This window comes from Myxococcales bacterium, from assembly GCA_022184915.1.
In the GTDB taxonomy this organism is placed as follows: domain Bacteria; phylum Myxococcota_A; class Polyangia; order Fen-1088; family Fen-1088; genus JAGTJU01.
In genome coordinates this window covers 177,082-198,684 of record JAGTJU010000001.1, presented here as the reverse complement: position 1 = coordinate 198,684, position 21,603 = coordinate 177,082, and the positions used below count along the sequence as shown (strand labels likewise).

Below are 21,603 nucleotides of genomic sequence, written 5' to 3'. Positions count from 1 at the left end.
ACGTTAGCCCGTCGCAAAGACCCAATGTTGCCCCTTCATCATGCGTATAGGAAGTTCAAGCACCAAGTCCACTCGCGTCAAAAAACGCCCGATAAAATATGTTCTGTCAACTAACGTAAGCCGCCTTGCGTCCTTAGCCTTACTGCCGGGCTCTGATTCTGTGTTCTTCCGCTTCGACGGCGGTAGTTCCGTTTTGTCTGTGGATGCGCCTTTAGGAACTTCCTTCAACTGGGGCCTCCTGGGTGAAGTCCAAGTGGCGAGCGCGGGAGTGAAGACGTTCACGCTGCAACGGCGTGAGTCAAACGCAAAGGTTGATCGCTTCGCAATACGCAAGACTCAAGAACTGCCCACGGGGGTCGGGCCACCGCCAAGTCCGAAGGGCAAGTGACGCCGCCCGCCTGTTGGCTGTAGCCATCATAGTGTTGTTAGGGGCCAACGGCCGGCCCACCTACCTTAACGAATCCTCCCCGTGTTGAACGGTTTTGAGCCTACGAGCTTACTGGTACAAGGTTTGCAATTGGTTGAATCTCTCGACATGGGGCTTTCCCCTCGGGAAGGACATAAATGACTGCGGAATCGAAGTTCATCATGGTTTCGTTCGTGGCTTTTTGGGCGGGCTGTACAGGCACCGTCGATCCGGCAGGCAGCTCGGGTGGAAGCGACGGAGCACCCCAAGGGGGAAGCGGGGCCAATGGGCGACCTGGTCCGGGCGGTGGTACGGGGGGCTCCTCGCCAGCGATGCCCCCGGAGGGATGCGCCCTGCCGACAGGCAACATCCGGCAGCTCACACCCTCTCAGATTGAGGCATCGCTGCAGAAGCTCTTGCCGGGCGTCAGCGCAGCAGAACTCGACCTACCTCGATACGGGCGAGGTGGCAACGGATTCACCAACGATTCAGATCGCAAGCTACTCTCGCTAGACGACGTGCAACGCCTCTACACAGGCCTCTCTAAGGCGGCAGACAAGGCCTCGGCGTCACCCGCAGCGCTGGCGAGCTGCCTTTCATCGCCCGACGATAATTGTGTTCGAGGCTTTGTCTCTACGTTTGCGACCCGTGCCTTTCGCCGGCCTGTCGCCGCTGAGGAGCGCGATGAATTGGTGGCGTACTGGAAGGCCCGTAAGGCCGCCGATTCTACCACTGCGCTTTCCTTGCTGATCCGGCGCATGTTGATGGCGCCGCAGTTCCTGTTCCGCACTGAGTTGGGCGACTCATCGAATCAAGGCGTTTTGGAGCTGACCCCGCACGAAAAGGCCTCGGCCTTGGCCTTCACCATTTCAAACGCGCCCCCAGATGACGAACTGATGGCTGATGCCGATAGTGGCGCCCTGAGCGACCCTTCGCGCCTGGCCTTCCACGCCGAACGCCTGTTGGGCAAACCCGAGACCGCCAAGGGACTCCTAAACTTGTTCGAGGAGTTGTTTCGTGTTGATGGTGTGGTGAACGTCTCCAAGGACGATGTCTTTGAAGGCTGGTCTCCGGCGATTGCCAGCGACATGGCCAGCGAGACGCGGGCCTTCCTCAAAGAGTTGCTTTGGAAGGACGACGGCACGATCGAGGGCTTGCTGACGGCACCTTATACGGTGGTCAACGGCCGCCTGGCTTCGTTCTACGGGCTCTCAGGTAAGCCGGCCAACGACACTACGTTTAGCCGTGTGGCTGTGGGTTCACAGCCCCGTGCGGGCATTCTGGGGCAGGGCTCGTTGCTGAGTCTTCTTTCGCACGCGAACCAGAACGATATTGTTAAGCGTGGCCGGTTTGTTCGCGAGCTGCTGATGTGCGAGGAGCTCCCGGATCCGCCGGAATCCGTCAAAGCGGTGCCGCCGCCACCCCAAGGAGATCTGACACTGCGGGAGCGGCTCGCTCAACATTCGAGTGACCCCACTTGTGTAGGGTGCCACCGGCTCATGGATTCCATTGGCACCGCTTTCGAGCAGTTTGATGCTGTAGGACGGTTCCGTGACAAGGAGGGTGGTAAGCCCATCGACGCGAGTGGTGAAATCGTCGACTCGAAAGGGAGTGACGGCAACTTCACCGGGCTCAAGGGGTTGGCTGTGCATCTGGCCAAGTCGCCCCAGGTGAGCGCGTGCCTGGCCAGAGCCACGTATCGATACACTCTAGGCCGTGAAGACGTGAGTGCGGACAGCTGCCAACTGCGTGAGCTCGAAGCTGCTGTTGATAGAAGTGGAGGCAACTTAAGGAAGTTGTTCGTCGACATGATAGCGAACCCCTCGTTCTCGAAGCGCGCCGCTAGCACAGGAGAGCAAAAATGAACGCCTTTGGACGTCGCAAGTTCATTGCCAGCTTAGGTTTGGGTGCCGGTTCGTACCTTTTGCACCCGCTTGGCAACCAGTTGTTGGCCCAGGCTTTTGCTGCTCCTACGCCAAAGCTTTTGATGTACATCACCGGAGGCGGCTTCTCTCCTGGTGATGACGAAACCGCAGGTTTTTGGCCCACCAACCAAGCAGGCCTCGACTTTGGCCCTGCCATGACGGCTTTGGCGCCGCTCAAAAACAAAGCTGTTTTCCTCGAAAGCTTTTACAACCCGTTTAATAAACATCTGCACGGCAACGGCTACTCCACAACCACCATGGTTGGCGATACGGGAGCCGGGGAAGCAAGCCAACCGTCGGGCGTGAGTTTTGACCGTCTGGTAGCCAAGGCAATCAAGGGAACCGCGCCCATTACGTCTTTGAACCTCGGCACCATGGAGCAGGACGACAACGATCCGCAGCATACTTTTTCGGCGGATGGTGCCAAGGCCGTTGTGCCTCCGATGGTTAACCCCGTTAAGGCCTTTGAAACCGTTTTTGGTGGCGCGCCGAACCTGAGCCAAGGTGACAACGGAGCAGAGAAACGCCTCCTGCAGGACAAAAGCGTCTTTGATGGGTTGGTCAAAGACATTGAGCGTATGAACAAGGCGCTTGCCTCCAGCGAAAAGGCGAAGCTTGATCAATATGTTTCATCGGTGCGGGCGTTGGAAACGCAGCTGGGTGAAGTGGTCAAAACGCGTGCAAGCTGCAGCAGTCCCTCGGCCCCTGGGGCAAACATTTACGCGGAAGGAATGAAGAGCGCCAAGCTCCCCGTATATAAGGCAATGATGGACATCGCCGCAAACGCCTTGGCGTGTGGCCTCACCAACACGGTGTCGTTCTTGGCTTCCGAAGGCAGTCTGGAATTTATGCCCCTTGATTCCGGCGCTGGCTTCTGTGGCGAGCACCAAATGTGGCATGGAAAAGGCGCGCGAGCCGATCACCTGCGCTACTACAACTTCCAGTACGGCAACATTGCGCTGCTGCAAAAATCGCTCATGGAACTAGGCGGTGAAGCGCTGGCCGACAACACGCTGGTTCTTAGCTTTTGCCAAACGGGAGGACCACATCACAACGGTCAAGACCGGTACTTTGCCCTGCTATTGGGTAACCCTGGGGGCAGGCTTTCCCCGGGAAAATACATTCAGTCCCCCGTGGGAAAACGGTCGATGGCGGACGTCTTCATGACGGCAGGGGCGGCGTTAGGCGTTGCCATGCCGTCCTTCGGAAGCTCCGATCTCAAGCCCTCTGTCATCCCGGGAGTGCTGGCTTAGTGCCAATGCTGTTCACTTAAGAAACCTCGTAACCATCTGAAAATATTGTGCAATTCATCTTGACAAGGACCGAGGCTGCGAGCGCCGGCCTTCATGAGCCTGCTTCGTGGACCTGGCGATCACTTTCGAGCGTTCTTCAAACTGACCAGTGGCTGTGCGGACAAGTTCGACCGGACACGGACATGGAGCGCCCGCAGCGTCTTGATGTGGCTGATGGTCCTGACGATGCCGGACCGAAAGATGAGCTATCGACGGAGCTTGCGGATCGTGGCGTACTACGGGCGCAAGGTGTTCGATTGGGCGAAGGTACCGACGTTGTCGTCCATCAGTGAAGCAAGAAAGAAGGTCTCGATCGAGACATGCCGTGGGTTGCTGCACCAGCTGGTCGAGCGGTGCGAGTCCATCATGCCGACTCCGAAAACCCCGTGGGGGAAACGTCGATTCATCGCGTTCGATGGAACGCGAGTTGTGTTGCCGCGCAGCGCGGATACAGCGAGGAAGATGGCGCGGCCGAAGCGGCCGAATGGGACGTCGGTGCACAATCCCGTGATGTCCACAAATCCATCGCGATGATTCTCTCATAAATTCGCGGCATTCGGCAGTCTTGAAAGCAACGCCTAGGCACGCGATTCTGACCGCCACCCATGCTTCCGGCCACCGTCCAATTCATCATCGCCATGATCGCTTCGGCGCTGACTAATCGGCTGGCGCAGAAGATGGATTACATGCGGGAAGAGCAGAGAATCCTCATGGAACTCCTGCAGCAGGCAACCGGCAAAAAGCGTATCGCCTTCACTGCCGACCAACGGCGCCGCCTCGCCATCAAGGGCAGAGAACTGACGGCCAAAGAGCGCAAGGCTTGTTGCCATATCGTGCGTCCGGAAACCATCCTTGCATGGTATCGGCAACTCGGTGCCCGCAAATACGACAGCTCGGGCACGCGCAACGTGGGAAGACCGCGAAAGGCTGATGAGATCCGGAAACTCGTCCTTCGCTTGGCCAATGAAAATCTCGGATGGGGCCATACCAAAATCCGCGATGCGCTTCGTGGGTTGAAGATCGAGATCGGTCGCACCACCGTCGCCAACATTCTCGCGGAAGAAGGCCTTGAACCGGCGCCTGAACGAACCAAAAGGAAAACGTGGGCGGCTTTCCTGAAGAGCCATTGGTCCACTCTTTACGCCTGCGACTTCTTCAGCGTCGAAACGCTTGGCACTTTCGGCACCGTCAGGCACATGGTCTTCTTCGTCATTGAGTTGAAGACCCGCATCGTTCACGTCGCTGGCGTTCGCGCTAATCCTGACGAAGCGTGGATGATCCAAATCGTTCGCAACCTTTGCGATCCAACGGATGGCTTCCTTCGCGGCGCTAAATTCTTGGTGCACGATCGAGATCCGCTTTTCACGAAGCAGTGGAAGCTGCTGTTAACCAGAAGCGGCATCAGCAGCGTTGCCATTCCTGCGCAAAGCCCCAACTGCAACCCTCACGCTGAGCGCTTCATCAAGTCCGTTCGGAATGAGTGCCTCGATCACTTCATCGTGTTTGGCGAAGCCCACTTGCGACATCTTGTTCGCGAATACGTCGCCCACTACAACGCCGAACGCTATCACCAAGTCCTTGGTGGCAAGCTCTTGACCGAAACTGCGGTTGCCTCCAACGACAACAGCTCCACCGGCGTCGTAAAGGCCCGTTCCAGGTTGGACGGCACCCTCAATTTCTATCACCGCGAGGCAGCTTAACTCGCCGCGATGATTTTGTGGACACGAAGCGTCAGCATGGCTCAATTGTTCTTGGTCGGGCACAGTGCCCGCACGTGCCGAAATTCTCACCACTCGATGCAGACCGTATCTTTCGATCGAGCGTCGTTCTGCAGAAACCGATGGTGATTGGCCAATTTAGAACTCGAAGAGAACGAGGAAGCGGCGGCTGCCTTTCGCTCCGCCTTAGGGGCTGCCGCGAAAAAAGTCGATCGTCTCGTCATGTCGGTACGGTCGGGTGGATGGTGTAGTTCCACTCGCCGTGGAAGACGTTGGGATCGAGATTCACGAGTGCGAGGTCCTTGTCCGAGACGCGGCGACCCTTGGCGTAAGTGCGACTGTCGACTCGGCTCTTCACGAGCAGTCCGGTCGTCGTCGTCGTCGCTGCGATTAGATTGACGATGACTTGATGGGTGACCAGAGGCTTTCCGCGCCAGTTCTGGGTGATGAAGGAAAACAAGCGGTGCTCGATCTTGTTCCACTTGCTCGTTCCCGGAGGCAGATGACAGACGGTGATGGGGAAGCGCAGGTCGTCGACGAGCTTTTGTAGCTCGAGCTTCCATAGGCGCAGCCTATAGCCGTTGCTTCCACCTCCGTCCGCCGTGATCACGAGCGAGGTCGCGTTTGGATACCTCGAGGCGCCCATCTCGCTCCACCAGGTGCGGATGCTCTGCACCGCGAATTCCCCCGTGTCGTGGCTCACGCCAACGCTGACCCACGCCTCGTTCTTCTGGAGGTCGTAGATGCCGTACGGTGTGGCGCGTCCCTTTTCGTCGTCGACGAAGTCGTGCACGTTGACATCGACCGGATCTTCCTTCCCGCTGAGCTCGCGGCCGCCGTTCTTGTACGGTCCGACAAGCTCTCGTTTCTTCGTGTCCACAGAGATCGCCGGCTCGTTCGTTTCGAGCTGTCGACGGAGTGTCTCGTTGATGTGCTCAAACTGAGCGTTTCGATCTGGATGCTGCGCGCCCTCAAGCCGCTTGCGATTCGCCTGGAGACTGTAGCCGAGCTCCTTGAGCAGTCTTGAGACCATCTTCATGCTCGTTTGGTGCCCCTGCTTCTTGAGCGCCTCCACGAGATTGCGCTGGCTACGAGCTGTCCACAGAAGCGGCGACTCGGGATCTCCGCGTGTCGTCGATTCTACAAGCTTCTTCAGATCCGGAATCAATCTCGGATCCTTCTCGGTTGCCTTCTTGCGCCCGGCGCCTGGTCGACGGCTTCGCGTTGGCGGTAAATGCCTCGCCGTCCCGTTTTCGATCGCCCGTACTTCGGCGATCCCGCGCCCCACCACGCTCGGTGCCATACCCGTCGCACGAGATGCAGCGACAATGCCGCCGTAGCCAAAAGCGATCGCCTCGTTCGCCACGAATAGCCGCCGAGCTCTCTCTGTCAGACTCCCCTTTATCTTGCCGTAGCGATCCCGTATCTCGGATTCACGCCGCGATCGTTCCTTGGTCATGCACCTCCAATGGAGATCCTCCTCGCAGATAAAGTCAACCTATTTATTTCGCGGCATGCCCTTAGTTCTTGATCCAAGCAATGCAGAGGCCCAACGTGGCCTCCAACGGGTGGCTGGCGTCAAGTAGTCAGGGGTCTGGCGTGGCGACAACGTCGCCGCAACACCTGAGACGAGTGTCTTTGAACACGTCAGATAGCCAAGGTGGCTTAAGCATGGATCGTCACCATGCTGATGCGTTGACCACGGCCGATCTTCATTCGTCGCAGTGTTTCCATACTCGGCTTCTTGAGTTTGCAAATATGCACCGAGCCCCCAAAGCCACACTGTTGAGGTCTTCTGGGCCAGTAACGCTTCGCCATTGAGAAGCGCCCACCCGTAAGCTCATTACGTTTTCGCTACAAATAAACGCGTAGCCAAACTCGTTCTTGTTTGCACCCGTGGCATAAGGGGCGCACTCGGCGGGGATATTGCCGAGGGCAACGCTGTTCGCCCCGATATAGGAAAACACTCGACCATCTTCGCAGATGTACCAACCGTGCCCATGCGTGGACCAGCGCCAAAGCGTCGGCTCGCAAAGCAGTGCACCTGTGGGGCCGGCCCGCACCGTACTCAGCAACGAGCCATGCTCGGCTGCCGAGACCACCGACCACTGGGGCTTACGCGGCGCCAATTCGTAAAGAAACACGGGACCACTAACCGTGGTTCGAAGGCGGCCTTGGGCGTCCCGAATGATGTCGGCGTAGGAGAGAATATTTGCGAACCGGCGTTTCGCGTCGCGTGTGCGGGGCGCTGCTGTTCGTTCGGCCACCCATTGGTCAGATCGACGGGCCATGATCAAAAACGGGCTACCTACGGCGAGCAGTTGATCACCAACCTGCGACACGCGCTGGATGAAGCGCTGGGCAAATCGATGAACGACCGGGGAGCCTCCCTCTTCTTCTCCTTCGACGATAACTTCCTTACCCGGAGCGAACCACTTGCGGCCCCAAACCGTCAGGAAACCAAGTCCGAAGTCCTCCGCTTCGTTCTCGAATATCGTCTTCCAATTCGCCGAAGGGGGCGAAGACGGATGGGGAATCTCAAAGGTCTGTGCACCACCCTCCTTCGCGGCAGCGTCTTGCACGTTCGAGGGCAAAGCGGCACTTGGTATGACCTTCCGTTCGGTCCTAGCGCCAGGATGGGTACAACCTATCAATAGAAGCAAAAGTGCAGCGGGTCGCATGGCCTTAGGGGAGTCTCAGAAGTTCGCTACTGGAAACCCACAAGCGTTCTAGAAACAAAGCCTCAGCCGTACGAGCCTTGGCTATCCGGATCCATTCGACGTTGTTAAGTTCGGGGAATTCGCACACCTGCTCAAGCTGACGAAACGGCGAAGCGACCGCGTCGCTCGCCTGATGCTTCAAGAACTCTAGAGCGGTAATGCACCCGAAGGGTTGGCCGCTTTGGGCCGCGACCGTCTTTTTTGGATCATAAGTGCGACCACCAGGCGCGAGGAACGCGTATTCCTTCCAAACCATCAACGCCGATCGCTTTATGGAGCTGAGGCCGGCGGGATCTAGACCGAATACTTTTTTGACAGCGGGCGAGAAGTTCCTCATGAAGCTTGCGCTGACCTGAGCAGCGTACGCCAACACCTGGTCGCCCGCAGGGATCATCGCAGGAGAGACCACTGAGCCTGACTCTGGATTAACGAATTCTGGAACTTTTTCCCACTTGCTCGTCACGGCCCGTGGAAGGCCCAGCTTCTCCTTCTCTTTCCAGAAATAATCGAGCCCGCCCTCTCTGAAGGAATCAACCATTCGTGAACCAGACGCCCCAATCGATGAATCACTCTCTCTCGCGGCCGTCGCTAGCGCCAGCATGGTTTCAGTTTCCGTGTATTGCCGCGCTCGAGTGAGGTTCAACGAAACCTTGGCGCAGTATGCAAGACTCAGCATCCGCCGAAGCATTCCGGTCACGCGAACGTCGCCATTCACAATCAGGCGTGAAAGGCCACGCGCCCATCCGCCCGCCGGAATGCCAAGCAATTCTCCGACTGCGTTCATCAACGCGACACGGCCGGCAACTCCCAAACTGGCACCCATCGAAGCCGTCGCATTTAGTTCGTTGCCGGTAGGTGCGCGCCCTGAAAACGGCGAGGTGCTGAGCAGAGTTTCAAGGATTGACATGGTGAAGGTGGCTCTGGGTTGATCGAAAACGTCATTCAATGGGCGTTTTTAGGAGCAGGGGCTGCTCGTTTGGTGGCCGGTGCTTGCACAAGACGCGCGGCTTTCGGGTCGTAGACGTACTTGGTGATCGTCCCGTCCTTGATGCGTTCTACGGCCTCGTCGATCACGAACAAGGGCACCAGGAACCACTCTTGCGGTTGGACGGGGTGACCGAAACGGTCGTTGATGGTGATGTCGAGGCGGGCCGAGGCAAACAGCCTGTGAAATACGTTTTCCATTTTCGTGCGGTTGATGCCTGCCAGCTTGTACGTGGCGATCACCTCAACTTTCGCCAGCAAATAAGTGGCGTCGTGCTCGGCATCGGCGATGCGCACGTCGACCTTGCTGCCCGTAACGCCAATTTTGTGAATCAGGCCGCGGTGCTGCGCTACGTAGGGATGATCCGATAGGGAACGCAGGACGTAGATCGTGCCGCTTTCGACGTCGTCCGCCTCCAACGAACCGCCGAAGGACAACTGCCCGGTTTCGGGCGAGGCCAAGCGTCGCGCGGCGGGGTCGTCGTAGAAGGCGCGCTGAAGCGAGCGAAGCAAGAGGTTGCTCTCGGTGCCGTTCGCGAAGATGACGCGCAGGCGGCGGTCAACTCACGGGCAGTCATTTTCAAGGGCTCCCCCAGTTCCGCGACATACAGAGTGACGCCGCCGAGAACGAAGAAGTCTCCAACCTCGATGGTGCGGCGGCCGGCCTCGATCGGCTGCGACTGCCGCAAGCCGGTCTTGAGGTCGGCCTCTGCTTTCTCGAAAAGGGGCTTGAACGTCTCAAAATCCTCGCATCGCTTGCGGTCTGCGATCTCCTCGGCGGCGCGCTTCTCGGCATTCGTTCGCACGTGGCGAAGAACTGTGATGTCGCCGTCTTCGTCGGGACCCGCAAGCTCCGCCGCCAACTCGTCCACGCCATAATTGGCCGAAGGCTCAGCCGCCCGTGTTGCGATTTTTAAAAGACGTTGATGGTCTTGCGGCTCAAGCAGCACACGACATTCCGGCAAAGAGCGCAGCCGATCCAAGCGAACGGCGTAAAGGCGCTCGAAGATGTCGCGGTCTTCTCCGTGCCGAGGGGCGTGCCCGTGCTTCTCGACAAAGCGCTGAATTTCCTCGAAACCCGCGATGATGCGCTCCTCGCGCGGAGGCCGCCCGCCTTTGGCCTCTGGAGCATCGAACTCGGAAAGCTCGTCCGCCAGTTCATCAACGTCGCGCTTACTCATAGCGACCCTCTTTGCGATGGCGCATAAACGCGGCTGCGCCTTCGGCCATGCGGCGTTCCCACGCATCGGCCGCGTCGAGCGCGGGCACCCTGCCCCGCTCCCTCTTGAACTGCACCGCGCGCACGGCAAGCTCTTTCGCTTCATCGGGTGTCAGGTTCGCGCGCTTGCCCGAGATCGCGGCGGCGACCTGCTTTAGGCTTTCCTCGCTCATCGTCTTGGCGAGGATGGCGTAAGCTTCTCCAAAGGGGTTGATGCGGTCGATGAGGTCGATGTCCAGTTCGCGCACGTTCATCGCGAAACGACGGACGCCTTCGATAAGCGCAGTGTTGGGGGCCGCCTCATTATTTTCGCCGGTTGTCACAGGGCCCTTTGCCTGCTGGGTTAACGTGAGGGCGGCAATCGCGTGCTGGCGTACGGACTCTTGATCTTCCGCGTCCAGCTCGGGGTACTTGTCTTTGATGATTTTGCCCATGCGAACTTGCGTGAGCTCTTCGGGCACCAGCTCTTCATCGAACAGGCCGCGCTCAATGTTTGTCTTGTCTTGAATGAAGGTGGCGATCACCTCGTTCAAGTCCTCCTGGCAAATGCGCGCGGCCTCCTTGCTCTTGGGCTCAGCGAGACCCTTGATCTCGATTTGCACCTGGCCGGTCTGGTGGTTGACGCCGACGTTCGACTTTTCGGGATCATAACCGCCCTCGCCATAGTCGAAGCCGGGCGTCGGGCCATTGTCGACGTTCTTGGGCCTGAACTCAAAGCGTGGGGCTAGAACTTGCTCCATCAAGAGGCTGGCAGCGATGGCCTTGAGGGTGTCGTTCACCGCCTCGGTCACGGCTTCTTCGGAAGCATCGGGCTCGGCGATCAGGTTGGTGAATTTGGCGCGCGTTTTGCCGGGGGCATCGCGGGTGGCGCGCCCGATGATCTGCACGATCTCGGTCAAGCTCGCGCGGTAGCCCACGGTAAGCGCGTGTTCGCACCAGATCCAGTCGAAGCCTTCCTTGGCCATGCCAAGGGCAATGATAATGTCCACATGGTCCCGGTTGTTCTTCTGCGCAGGATCCTTAAGCGACGCGGACACGCGGTCGCGCTTGGCGCCGTCATCATCCACAAGGTCGGCGATGCGCAGCACTTTGCCGTCGGGCCGCTTCACAAGCTGGAAGCCAGTGACGGGGTCAACGCCCTGCCACTCGCCGAGCGCCTCCATGATGTGCTCCACCTCTTGCATCTTTTGCTTCGTGCTTTCGCGCGAATTGACGCTGGGGATGTGAATGATCGTCTTCTGGCTGGGGTCAAGAACGTGGAGCAGATCATCGACGTAGGGCCCACTGTAGAAGAAGTAGCCGATGTCGAGCTGCTTTAGGTGCTCGTAGCCGTTGAGCTGTTCGTAATAGGTATAGGTGACGGCATCGAATTTGGCTTCGTCCGCTGGGGACAGGACGGCCTCGGCGTCGCCGCGGAAATAGGAGCCGGTCATGGCCACAATGTGCGTGCGCCCACGGGCAATGAAATCCCCAAGGTGCGAGCCCAGCTTATTATCTGGGTTGGCAGAAACGTGATGAAACTCGTCGACGGCGATTAGGCGATCGTCGAATGCCTCGACACCATAGGCATCGACAGCGAAGCGGAACGTTGCGTGGGTGCAAACAAGAACCTTGCTGCCGCTTTCGAGAAACGCACCGACCGACTTGACCTTGCCGCCGTTGTCGTTGCCTGGGGCGTTGCAAAGATTCCACTTGGGTTCTACGAGCCAGTCGGCCCAGAAGCCGTACTTCGATAGGGGCTCGTCGTTGAAGCTGGACCCGATCGACTTTTCGGGCACGACGATGATCGCTTGCTTTACGCCTTGGTTATGGAGCTTGTCGAGCGCCACGAACATGAGGGCGCGGCTTTTGCCCGAGGCAGGCGGCGACTTGATGAGCAGGTATTGTTCACCGCGCCTTTCGTAGGCGCGCTCTTGCATGAGCCTCATCCCAAGGGCGTTCGCCTTCGTCGATGCGCCGGTGCGGACGTAGGAGACTGAAACGGTTGGAACCGATTTGATCTTGTCGCTCATACGGTGGCTTTCGATTTGCGGCCCTTGGCGTTGGTTTTTGGCGCGGCGGCGGTCATCTTGGTGTACAGATCAAAAAGCTTTTCCAGCCGCTCGGTGTCGTTCTTGAAGCGGCGACCGATGTAGATGCGCTCAAGCACTTCGTCGTTGCGATCGTGCGCTGCTCGAAGGTCCGGAACGTGTCAACGATTTAGAGACAGAAGGTTTTGGAAATATGTGTAGCGCCGCTGCAGCACGGCTCTGGCAATCTGCCCACAACCGCACAGCGTCGCTGGTCATGTGAGGACCTACGACCGCTGTGCACATGTGGACAGAGCCAGAGCCGCACCTCCGCTCATGGCTGGCTCGGAGCCTCGGCGCCGGGTAGCACGATGACAGGCGGTCCTGATGGAGGTGGCGGTGTCCAGAAGACAGCGGCCTGCTCGTCATCCAGGCGAAGCACGGTGTCAGCTGTTTGAGGAGCAGCATCAATGGGGTTGAGTTCGACGCGCACAGGGGGACGCAAAGCGATGGGGCGCCCCTTCACAAAGCGTTCTGGGTTGCGGGCAAATGCATCGTCCAGCGCTTGCTGACGACGCATGAGGATGTCCTCGACCTGGCCCTTGAACACCTGCTCCGGCGTGTAGAGGGCCAAGCCATCGTGATGGTGCTTTTCGTTGTACCAACCAAAGAATGCGCCTGCCCAACGGCGCGCGTGGTGGACGTCCTTGAAGCGTCCCGGGTAGTCGGGCTGATACTTGACCGTGTGGAAAAGTGATTCAGAGAAGGCGTTGTCATTCGACACCCTCGGGCGCGAGTACGTTCGCTCGACGCCCAACGTACCCAACAGCTCGGCGAACCCATGGCTGGTCATCGGAGCGCCCCGGTCTTGATGCACCGTAAGCGTCTTGGGCTCTATACCGTAGCGTCCGATCGCCTCGCGGAATAGCTGCTGCGCCAGTGCGCTGTTCTCCCGCTCCGAAATCATCCATGCCACCACGTAGCGGCTGTACATGTCGAGAATCACGTACAAGTTCAAGAATGTTCCCCTCACGAAAGTCGCGAGTTTCGAGACATCCCAGCTCCACACTTGGTTCGGTGCGGTTGCCGTCAAGCGCGGCACTGCATGGCGCTGAGGAGTCCGGTGATTCCGCCGGTCCTTGATGGGGGCTCGCTCTGCAAGCACGCGATACATCGTCCGTAGTGAGCAAAGATAAATCCCAGCTGAAAGCAGCTTCCCATAGACCTCGCGTGGTGGCTGATCCACGTTCTCGTCCGAATCCAACACGCTCAGGATGTTCTGCCGCTCTTCATCGGGAATCCGTCTGTGCGCCTTCCGCGGCCCGCGCTTCCTCTGCGGACCTGCTTTGGGATACAAGTGTCGGTAAGCTGTCGCGCGGCTCAGCCCTACTGCGTCGCATGCCGCAGTCATCGAGACCTCCGGCGGGCGCTGTTGGACGAGCTCAAGGAGCTGTCCTGTGCTTCTTCGATCCTCGGCAGCGCTATCCCGAGAATCTCGTGCGCTTTTCCCGAAAGCTCCAACAGCGCCTCCGAGATGCGAAGCTTGTCTTCCAGCTTTGCATTGCGCTTCTCCAGCTCGGAGATCCGCCGATCCTTTGCGTCCCTGATCGGCTTACGCCCGACCTTCTTTCCTTTCAGACCCTTGGCCCCCTCCGCCTCGAGGCGCAGCCGCCAGCTCGCAAGCTGCGACGCGTAGATGCCTTCCTTCCGCAGTAGCTTCCCCACGTCACCGCGCTCGGTGCATGCGTCGGCTTCTCTCAAGATCCGGAGCTTCTCCCCCGCGCTGAACTTTCGCCGCTGCGGCCCGTCGTTCTCCGGCAGCGCGATCACTTCGTTGTCGATGCTTACTGGTTTTGGCACTTCTTCTTGACCACTCTCGCCCCACAATGTACTTCAGTTCTTGTCAATCTGGCGTCTCGGGTATTGTTGCCACGGGGGGGGTCAGCCGGCATGGTGTCGGGATCGTAGAGATCGGCGATGGTCGCCGGGAAGTGTTGCTCGCGCGCGAGCAGGATGTCTTCGGCGCAGCGGGTGAGGTCGGACTTGTTTTTGTCGGTGAGAGTGGGCACGGGGAAGGTGTTCCAGCCGAGCGTTTTTGAAAACCTAAAATCTGTTTTCATACGACCGCAGACGGCGGCAACCCAAGCCAGATGCAATTTCGAGACGAGAATGCTCAGCTCGCAAAGCAGACCACCGTATATTGCATATGCAGCGTTAGATATGACCAACCGGTCGTCGCAAATGTCAGCGGGGAGGTACTCGCGGTTCTCAGAGCTTGTGGCAGAAACAATTGTTGCTCGGCCCTTCTTGTGTGACCGCTGTGCAAATCTGTGAGGTATGCGAGCGTAACCTCGGGTGGTCTTTGCGGACGATGCCAGGCGAAAAGTCCGAACATCTTCTATTCGTTGTCGGACTGGTGGGATGCGCATCGCCAACTCCAAATCTGAGTCGTCTATCCAAAGGCACCAGCGAACTATCCCTCCCGTAAGCTCGTTGGTACCTGAAAGCCTCCTCGTTATCCCACGCGCCTCGGGATACTGTGCGATCAGCCCTTGCCGTTCATGTTCGTTGAGTATGAGATGTCCGCCATCTCTTGGCATGCTGCCTGCAACCACCTTAGAGAGGTCATGAGAAAGTGGCGAATCTGCTGAGACTACAAATGTCGCGGTCCCTGGCACTAGATAGGGAGAGATCGCAATACAGCCGCGGAAGGTGCCATTCTCAAAAATTCCAGTGGGGCTGCGGCTATCTATGTTGCTCATTCCGACGATGACACAAGTCACCATTGCGTTATTGCTGGCATTGTTTCGCCAAGCAAAGGGCCGGTGAGCAAAGATGATCCTGCACCCCTGACTAAATACGCGACTCCAGACGTGCTGAACCTGCTCTCCTTCACAGACTGAGCTTGTCGAGACAAAGGCAAGGGCCCCGCGGATGAAACGGATGAACGCCGCGCCCTTGAGGTACCAGCCACACACATAGTCGCAGTCCTTGTATTCGTTTCCACCACCAAAGAGAACGCACAAGTCTGATTTTTGTTCTGGCGTTTGCTTTCGCGCGCCTTTAAACGGCGGGTTGCCACAGATGTATGTCTCGCCCCCTTCGTTCGCAAAGTCGATTTCGGCCTGGTCGAGCGGACTTGCAAACAAATCGTCGCTCTTCAACTTCACGCTTGTTCCCGTCGGGGGGCAGATACTTTGCCAATCAAGCCGGAGCGCATTCCCGCACGTGATCCAGTTCTCATCGCTCAGCGGCAGAAACTCGGCCAATGCCAGCTTGTGTCCCCGATAGGTCACGTCGCACTGAAAATCAGCGATCACCAGTGCCAAGCGCGCAATCTCCGCAGGGAAGTCGCGCAGCTCGATCCCGCGAAAGTTGGTCAGCGGAATCTCTGAACTGCGATCAGCCTCGCCGCGTCGCTTGTTGATCTCGGCCTCGATCTCGCGCATTGCCTTATAGGCAATGACAAGAAAGTTCCCCGAACCGCAGGCCGGATCGAACACGCGGATCTTCGAGATACGCCTGCGCAAGTTAAGCAAGCTGCGCGGGTTGTTGCCCGACTCATCGAGCTTCGCACGAAGGTCATCAAGAAAAAGCGGGTTCAACACCTTCAAGATGTTGGGCACGCTGGTGTAGTGCATCCCAAGCTCACCGCGCTCTTCGTCCTCTGCGACCGCTTGGATCATCGACCCAAAGATGTCCGGGTTGATCTTGGTCCAATCCAACCCCCCAACGTGCAGAAGGTAAGACCGCGCCATCTTGCTGAACTTCGGCACGTCCATGTTGCCCGAGAACAAGCCGCCGTTCACGTACGGAAAGTTTTCAGCCCAGCGTGGGATCCCCGCCGCCCCATGGTCCTCCCGCTTGGTGTTCATGGCCAAAAACAAAGTGCCAATCACCTCGTGCGTGTTCGACGAGTCTTTCGCACTCATCTGCGAAACCGTTTCGGTGAACCGGCCCTTGCCAACGAAGATGTTCGTATCCTCCGCGAAAAAGCAGAAGATCAAGCGCGCCATGAAGTGGTTCATGTCGTGGCGGCGCTCGGCCTTGCCCCAGTCAGGGTTGACCTTCAGAAGCTCCACATAAAGGCGATTCAGCCGGCTGGTTGCCCGAATGTCGAATGCGTTTTCGCTGATCTGCCGAACCGTCGAGATGCCCGCCAGCGGCAGGAAGAAGCCGAAGTGGTCTGGAAAGTCCTTAAAGGCACACGCCACCGTTTCGCCGCTGTTCAAATCTTCAGCCTCGAGGTCCGTTCCATCGGTGGCAAGGATGAACTTCGCCTTCGCCTTCGTGGTGGCTGGGCTTTCCCTAAGCGACTTGAGCGCCGCTGGCACCTGCCCCACTTCGCAGGTCAGGAGGTGAATGTTGTTTGTCTGCAGCACTCCGCCCAAGTCGGACTTGTTCGAAGCGCCCGCGCGAAGACGCTTGATCGTGGTTTCCTTATTGCCGAACGCCGCAAGGAAGGCATAAGGAAAGCCAGCGGGGTCAAAGGGTTGCTCCGCAAGGTCGGTAATGGCCTGCTCAATTTCAACGGCGTTCAAGACTTATCGCTCCCCCGCGCCAAGATCCGAAGCCTGCAACATGCTGCAAGAAGGGTATGTAATCGTGTTCGGGATGAATGGCTTTCACGCGTCGTATCCGGCCAAGCATATTGCCCGTTCGGGCCCCCAAAGTCGACGCACTATCAAACACTTAGAGCGAGGGGTCGAGATTGGGACGGAGCTAGGGCTTGAAGCACGCGCGCTCCGGACGCGGGACACCGCAAAGTTACGGCTCAGGTAAGCGGCGCCACTTGAGGTTGGGATAGCGGCCAAAGCCAGCGTCTGAGGTTATCCATTCACTGCCACTCTCGATGGCCAATGCGGCGAAGTAAGCATCGGGCACCAAATTCCCGGTTGCACGAAACTTAAGACAAAGTTCGCTGAAGATGTCCCAGTGGCGGCGGCCCGCTGCGGTGGATAGGAAGTTCAAAGGAGACAACGCGTCGAGTCAGATGTCAACGCAAAGTAGAAATGTCCGCTTTTGTGCAAAGTAGAAATGTCCTTCACGCGTCGCGCCATGAGCTATTAGCGGAGGCGGGGTTTTGGCCACTTGTCCATAGATGCACGGCGGGCACGGCCCATGCCCAGGGCGGGTGGCGACGTGCAGCTGTGGGCAAGTGCAGGGCCAAAAGCATGCCGCAGCGGCTGGCCCGCCGCTACGGCTACGCGGCGCCGTTGGTGCCTCGGTCCAGGCAGTTTTGCGACGCCTCGCGGGCTGCGGCTCTGCGGGCGCGTGCGGCTTCGGTGTAGCGACGCTGCTTGGCTTTTTGTTCCCGGTCAAACTCTTGCAAATAGCTGGCGAAGGCTTCCGCTGCGCCAGGGTTAATGCCCGTGGGCGTTGGTCCCGCTGATTCAGCCTCCGCGCGTTGGGCACGCAATCGTTCCTTTTGTCGAAGCGTGAGCTTCTTGGACCTAAGACGGGCTTCATCTCGAACCTGCTGCTGCTGCTGAATGACCGCCAGCGCAGTGCCCAATCGTTTGTTCTCGACAATCTCACCCTGGTTCACGTGGGGACTCTTGTTGCATATACCGGCGAACGTGATCAATCAGATCGGGCATCGTGATCGGTCGGAGCGGAGCGACGATGGAAGTTGTTCTGGGGGCAAGGTTACTCGGTCGGGATCTCCTGGGTTGTCTTTCTGCGCGAAGGACCCTTTAGCACGATGCGGTGAGAGTTGTGAAGAAGGCGGTCGAGGATGGCATCTGCCATGGTTTGGTCATTCAGATGTTCGTACCAGCTGTTGGGCGGGAGCTGGCTGGTCATGATGGTGGACCGCTGGCCATAGCGGTCCTCAAGGACCTCGAGAAAGTCCCTGCGCTCCTGCTCACGTGCGGGTGCCAGTCCCCAGTCATCCACCACCAGGACATCTGCGCGCGCGAGCTTTGCAAGAAGGCGCACGTAGCTGCCGTCCGCTCGGGCGAGCGCCAGTTCGTCGAAGAGACGAGAGGCTCGACGGTAGATGGCGGAGAAGCCCTTGCGGCACGCCTGCTGGGCGAGCGCACAGGCAAGAAAGGTCTTTCCGGTTCCAGTCATTCCCGTGACGATCACGTTTTGGTGTTGCTGGATCCAAGCACAGGAAGCCAGCTGACGAACGGTGGCTTTGTCGATCTCTCGGCGTGGTGAGTAGTCGATGTCCTCGATGCAAGCTTGACTCAGGCGTAGCTTGGCTTCTTTCAGCAATCTCGAAAGCCGCTTGTTTTCTCGCGCGAGGCATTCCGCATCGACGAGCAATCCAAGCCTCTCGTCGAAGGACAGTCTGGCGATTTCTGTGTTCTTCTGCTGCTCTGTCCACGTCGTGGCAAAAGCGTCAAGACGTAGGCTGCGAAGCTTGTCGAGTGTCTGTTCCTTCAGCATGTGGTTCCTTCAGTTGTAGTAGTTGGGTCCGCGAATATTCGAATGTGCAGCAGGTGCTGCGCTTGACGAGTTTTCCTGCGAAGGCAAAGGCGAAGCATCCAAGCCGTTTTTCAAGATCGAATCGACATGGCGATAGGACCGCGCGCCCACGGCAACGGCCCGCGCGCATGCGGCCTCCAGCCTTGAGGCGCCGTAGCGCTTCTCCAGGCGCAGAATTCCAAGGCAGGATCGATAGCCCTGCTCCGGGTGGGGCCGATCGCCGAGGATTCGTTCCACCAGAAGGCGCGTCTGTGGTCCGATCGTTGCCGCCCAGTTCGCAATGCGCGAAGGAGACCACTGCATGTGTTTGCGGTGCGCAGCCGGCATATGCTCGGGCACGGTGGTGTGGCGCCCGCGCTGGAAGCTCCTTGCGTGCGAGGCGATGCGATGGCCGTCGCGAATAACCTCAACCGTGAAAGCCGACATCCGAGCCTCGACCTGTTCCCCCACATGCTGATGGGGAACCGAGTAATAGTGACCATCCACCTCGACGTGGTAATCGATGTTCACCTTGACGGCCTTCCACTCGCCGTAGGAGAACGGACGTTCGGGAAGCGGTCGGAGCATCGGTTTATCGAGCCGCTCGAACATCTCGCGCCGGCTGCGTTTGTATATCCGCATCTGCCGGTTGTTCAGGTCCTCAAGCAGTTCCCAAATGCGCTCATTCAACGATACGATCGAGAAGTGCTTCTCGTGGCGCAGACGCGCCAGGATCCACCGCTGTGCGACGCGCACGGCGGTCTCGACTTTGGCCTTGTCCTTGGGATGGTGTGGACGAGCAGGAATGACTGACGTTCCGTAATGTTCTGCCCACTCTTCGTAGGTCCGCTGGATGCCGGGTTCGTATCGGCAAGGGGCCGTGACGCCAGAGCGAAGCTGATCGCACACAACAACCTCGGTGGCACCGCCAAAGTATTGGACCGCGTGGCAGTGGCTCGAAATCCAATCGGGCCCCCGTTGTGTGGGCGTCGCCTCAGCGTACGTGTAGTTGGAAGCTCCGACAACCGCCACGAAGAGCTCAACGTCGATGCGCTCGCCCGTCTTCGGATCCCAAATGCAAGGCTTCTTTCCGGAGTAGTCAACGAACGTCTTCTCGCCGCCGCGGTGAACCTGCCGCATCGAGTAGCTACGCTGCTTGAGCCACGCACGATACATGTCGCAGAACCGCGTGTACCCGTAGCCATTGGGGTTGTCCTGGACATACTCGAGGTGCAGAAGCTCGAGCGTCACGCCAGGATAGCGCCGCTCGCGATGGATCCACGCACAGTCGGGGCGTGGCCTCTTCTGCCTCAGCAGAGGACGGGTACAGCCGCCTTTCAAGCGCGCTTGCTGCCAGCGTGTCCACCTCCGCGAACTGTGTGAAGCCTGCTTCCTTGGCACGGCGAACGGTCTCGCCTACCGCCCCCGCGCTGATTCCGAGGCTGCGGGCGATATCGCGATGGCTCCGCCCAAGCAGCCATTTCTGTCGAAGGATTTCTCTGACTTGTCTCATTGGTAGTCGCTCCGTAGGCATCCCCGGCTTTTAGCCGGGGGGCAGCCCCTTCGAGCAACTCCATCGCCGCGACGCGGCGTGTTCCTTCGCAGGACACGCTGCGGCATCCGCTGATCACGATCACCGATCTAGGTGATCATGATGGCCGATCCCGCTGATCGTGAGCACCGATCCAGGTGATCATGATGGCCGATCCCGGCGATCACGATGGTTCGATCCGAGCGATCACGATCCGCCGGTGCATGCAGACTCTTGTCGAAGAGTGCAAAGGAAAGCGGCTGGTTGTTGTGGCGCAATTGCACTTGGCCGTCTTTCCACAAGTGCACGCGCACGGTCTTTCCCGCAAGCTTGCTCGTTTCTGTCGTTGGTTCGACCAGATATGAGTTTCTCTGAAACTGCACCACCAGACTCTGCGACAGCTTTCGGTCCTCTTGCCACGTGAAGATGAGATTCAAGTCCTCGCCCTCAAGCAAGGGACGGTGGGCATTATGAAGACTGCGAGGAGCACGCTCGAAGCGGTTGTTGTAGGCGTCCATAAAGGCAGGGACGAAGGCATTCGCATCTTCCGCATTGCTGATACCATGAAGCCGCAGCTCCTTGACCAAACGGTCTTGCAGCGTCTTGTTCATGCGCTCTACACGACCTTTGGCCTGCGCTGTGTTCGCACAAATGATGTCTATGTTTAGTTCTCCCAATGCGCGACCATACTGCGTGACACCCTTTGCCGCACCGGTTGAACCTTCCTGGTTTACTCGGAAGATGCTGTGTTTGTCGCTATAGAAGGCCGCTGGCTTTCCATGCTTCCGTACGTAGCTTGCAGTCGCATCGAAGTAGTCGAAGGCCGATTCCACTTCCACAAAGCGCAGCTCCATCAGCCTTCCCGTGGCATCGTCGATGAACACCAACAGGGTGCATCTTTGTCCGCGGCCCTCGAACCATTCGTGATCGCTCCCATCTATCTGAACCAGCTCACCAAGACAGTCCCGCCGTCTTCGCGGCTGGTGGATGCGCGGCCCTCGTTGCGCCCGCGGCGTCCAGATCTCGGCGCCGATCATCCACTTGCGCAACGTCTCCCGGGATACACGAACGCCATGTAGCTCAGTAAGTTTCTCGTGAGCCAACGTCGGCCCGAAGTCCCTGTAGCGCTCACTGATGAGACCTACGGCGTACTCTTGCACCACCTCCGGCAACTGACGGTTGCTGGGGCGTCCGCGCTTTCGCGACACGAGAGCCCGAGGCCCTTGACACCTCATGGACTGGCACAATCGGCGCACCTGGCGCTGACTAAGTCCCAGAACCATGGCGGCTTCTGCTTGCGTCAGCCGCTTTTCCAACACTCGCTGGACGACCTGCATTCGGTCCATTTCCAGCGCGCTCATCGTGACAAGATCCCTGGCCATTGC

At 58.6% G+C, this 21,603-nt stretch carries 15 protein-coding genes and 3 pseudogenes; 4 read left to right on the top strand and 14 right to left on the bottom strand.

Annotated features, from left to right (window positions below):
• The first annotated feature begins 738 nt into the window (after positions 1–738).
• The 4 genes from KA712_00825 (at position 739) to KA712_00810 (ending at position 5,323) form a co-directional block, all read left to right on the top strand.
• Positions 739–2,271, top strand: a complete 1,533-nt coding sequence (locus KA712_00825) for a DUF1588 domain-containing protein (GenBank protein ID MCG5051478.1) — start codon at positions 739–741, stop codon at positions 2,269–2,271.
• Entirely contained in the window at positions 2,268–3,584 is a 1,317-nt protein-coding gene (locus KA712_00820) for a DUF1552 domain-containing protein (GenBank protein ID MCG5051477.1), read from the top strand. The genes KA712_00825 and KA712_00820 overlap by 4 nt, the downstream gene beginning before the upstream one ends.
• A gap of 93 nt (positions 3,585–3,677) precedes the next feature.
• A complete protein-coding gene (locus KA712_00815; GenBank protein MCG5051476.1) occupies positions 3,678–4,157 on the top strand; it encodes a hypothetical protein in 480 nt (159 codons plus the stop codon).
• A gap of 104 nt (positions 4,158–4,261) precedes the next feature.
• Entirely contained in the window at positions 4,262–5,323 is a 1,062-nt protein-coding gene (locus KA712_00810) for an integrase core domain-containing protein (protein ID MCG5051475.1), read from the top strand.
• Positions 5,324–5,561: 238 nt separating this feature from the next.
• On the opposite strand, the gene KA712_00805 is transcribed toward KA712_00810, so the two are convergent.
• The 14 genes and pseudogenes from KA712_00805 to KA712_00740 form a co-directional block, all read right to left on the bottom strand.
• On the bottom strand, positions 5,562–6,800 hold the full coding sequence (locus tag KA712_00805; protein ID MCG5051474.1) for an ISAzo13 family transposase: 1,239 nt from the start codon (positions 6,798–6,800) through the stop codon (positions 5,562–5,564).
• A 253-nt stretch (positions 6,801–7,053) separates the two neighbouring features.
• Positions 7,054–7,923 carry a hypothetical protein gene (locus tag KA712_00800; protein MCG5051473.1) on the bottom strand — a complete coding sequence of 290 codons (870 nt, stop codon included), beginning with the start codon at positions 7,921–7,923 and terminating at the stop codon, positions 7,054–7,056.
• 103 nt (positions 7,924–8,026) lie between these two features.
• Positions 8,027–9,007, bottom strand: a complete 981-nt coding sequence (locus tag KA712_00795; protein ID MCG5051472.1) for a hypothetical protein — start codon at positions 9,005–9,007, stop codon at positions 8,027–8,029.
• Positions 9,004–10,226, bottom strand: a pseudogene (locus KA712_00790) (GIY-YIG nuclease family protein). The gene KA712_00795 and the pseudogene KA712_00790 overlap by 4 nt, the downstream one beginning before the upstream one ends.
• Positions 10,219–12,276: a DEAD/DEAH box helicase gene (locus KA712_00785; GenBank protein MCG5051471.1), complete on the bottom strand. Its 2,058-nt coding sequence runs from the start codon at positions 12,274–12,276 to the stop codon at positions 10,219–10,221. Before KA712_00785 ends, KA712_00790 begins: the two are co-directional and overlap by 8 nt.
• Complete coding sequence (locus KA712_00780) at positions 12,273–12,413, bottom strand: hypothetical protein (GenBank protein ID MCG5051470.1); 141 nt, start codon at positions 12,411–12,413, stop codon at positions 12,273–12,275. Before KA712_00780 ends, KA712_00785 begins: the two co-directional genes overlap by 4 nt.
• A 194-nt stretch (positions 12,414–12,607) precedes the next feature.
• Positions 12,608–13,735: pseudogene (locus KA712_00775) on the bottom strand (IS3 family transposase).
• Entirely contained in the window at positions 13,681–14,133 is a 453-nt protein-coding gene (locus tag KA712_00770; GenBank protein MCG5051469.1) for a hypothetical protein, read from the bottom strand. The pseudogene KA712_00775 and the gene KA712_00770 overlap by 55 nt, the downstream one beginning before the upstream one ends.
• Positions 14,118–16,814 carry a lactate dehydrogenase gene (locus tag KA712_00765; protein ID MCG5051468.1) on the bottom strand — a complete coding sequence of 899 codons (2,697 nt, stop codon included), beginning with the start codon at positions 16,812–16,814 and terminating at the stop codon, positions 14,118–14,120. Before KA712_00765 ends, KA712_00770 begins: the two co-directional genes overlap by 16 nt.
• 226 nt (positions 16,815–17,040) lie before the next feature.
• A complete protein-coding gene (locus KA712_00760; protein MCG5051467.1) occupies positions 17,041–17,253 on the bottom strand; it encodes a PIN domain-containing protein in 213 nt (70 codons plus the stop codon).
• A 223-nt stretch (positions 17,254–17,476) separates the two neighbouring features.
• Positions 17,477–17,821 (bottom strand): hypothetical protein, encoded by a 345-nt coding sequence (locus KA712_00755; GenBank protein ID MCG5051466.1) that lies wholly within the window; start codon positions 17,819–17,821, stop codon positions 17,477–17,479.
• A gap of 101 nt (positions 17,822–17,922) precedes the next feature.
• The gene (gene istB, locus KA712_00750) at positions 17,923–18,669 is read right to left on the bottom strand and encodes an IS21-like element helper ATPase IstB (GenBank protein MCG5051465.1); all 747 of its coding nucleotides are present in this window, start codon (positions 18,667–18,669) and stop codon (positions 17,923–17,925) included.
• A 9-nt stretch (positions 18,670–18,678) separates the two neighbouring features.
• Positions 18,679–20,221, bottom strand: a pseudogene (gene istA / locus KA712_00745) (IS21 family transposase).
• A gap of 107 nt (positions 20,222–20,328) precedes the next feature.
• Positions 20,329–21,579 (bottom strand): ISNCY family transposase, encoded by a 1,251-nt coding sequence (locus tag KA712_00740; protein MCG5051464.1) that lies wholly within the window; start codon positions 21,577–21,579, stop codon positions 20,329–20,331.
• Between the last annotated feature and the right edge of the window lie 24 nt (positions 21,580–21,603).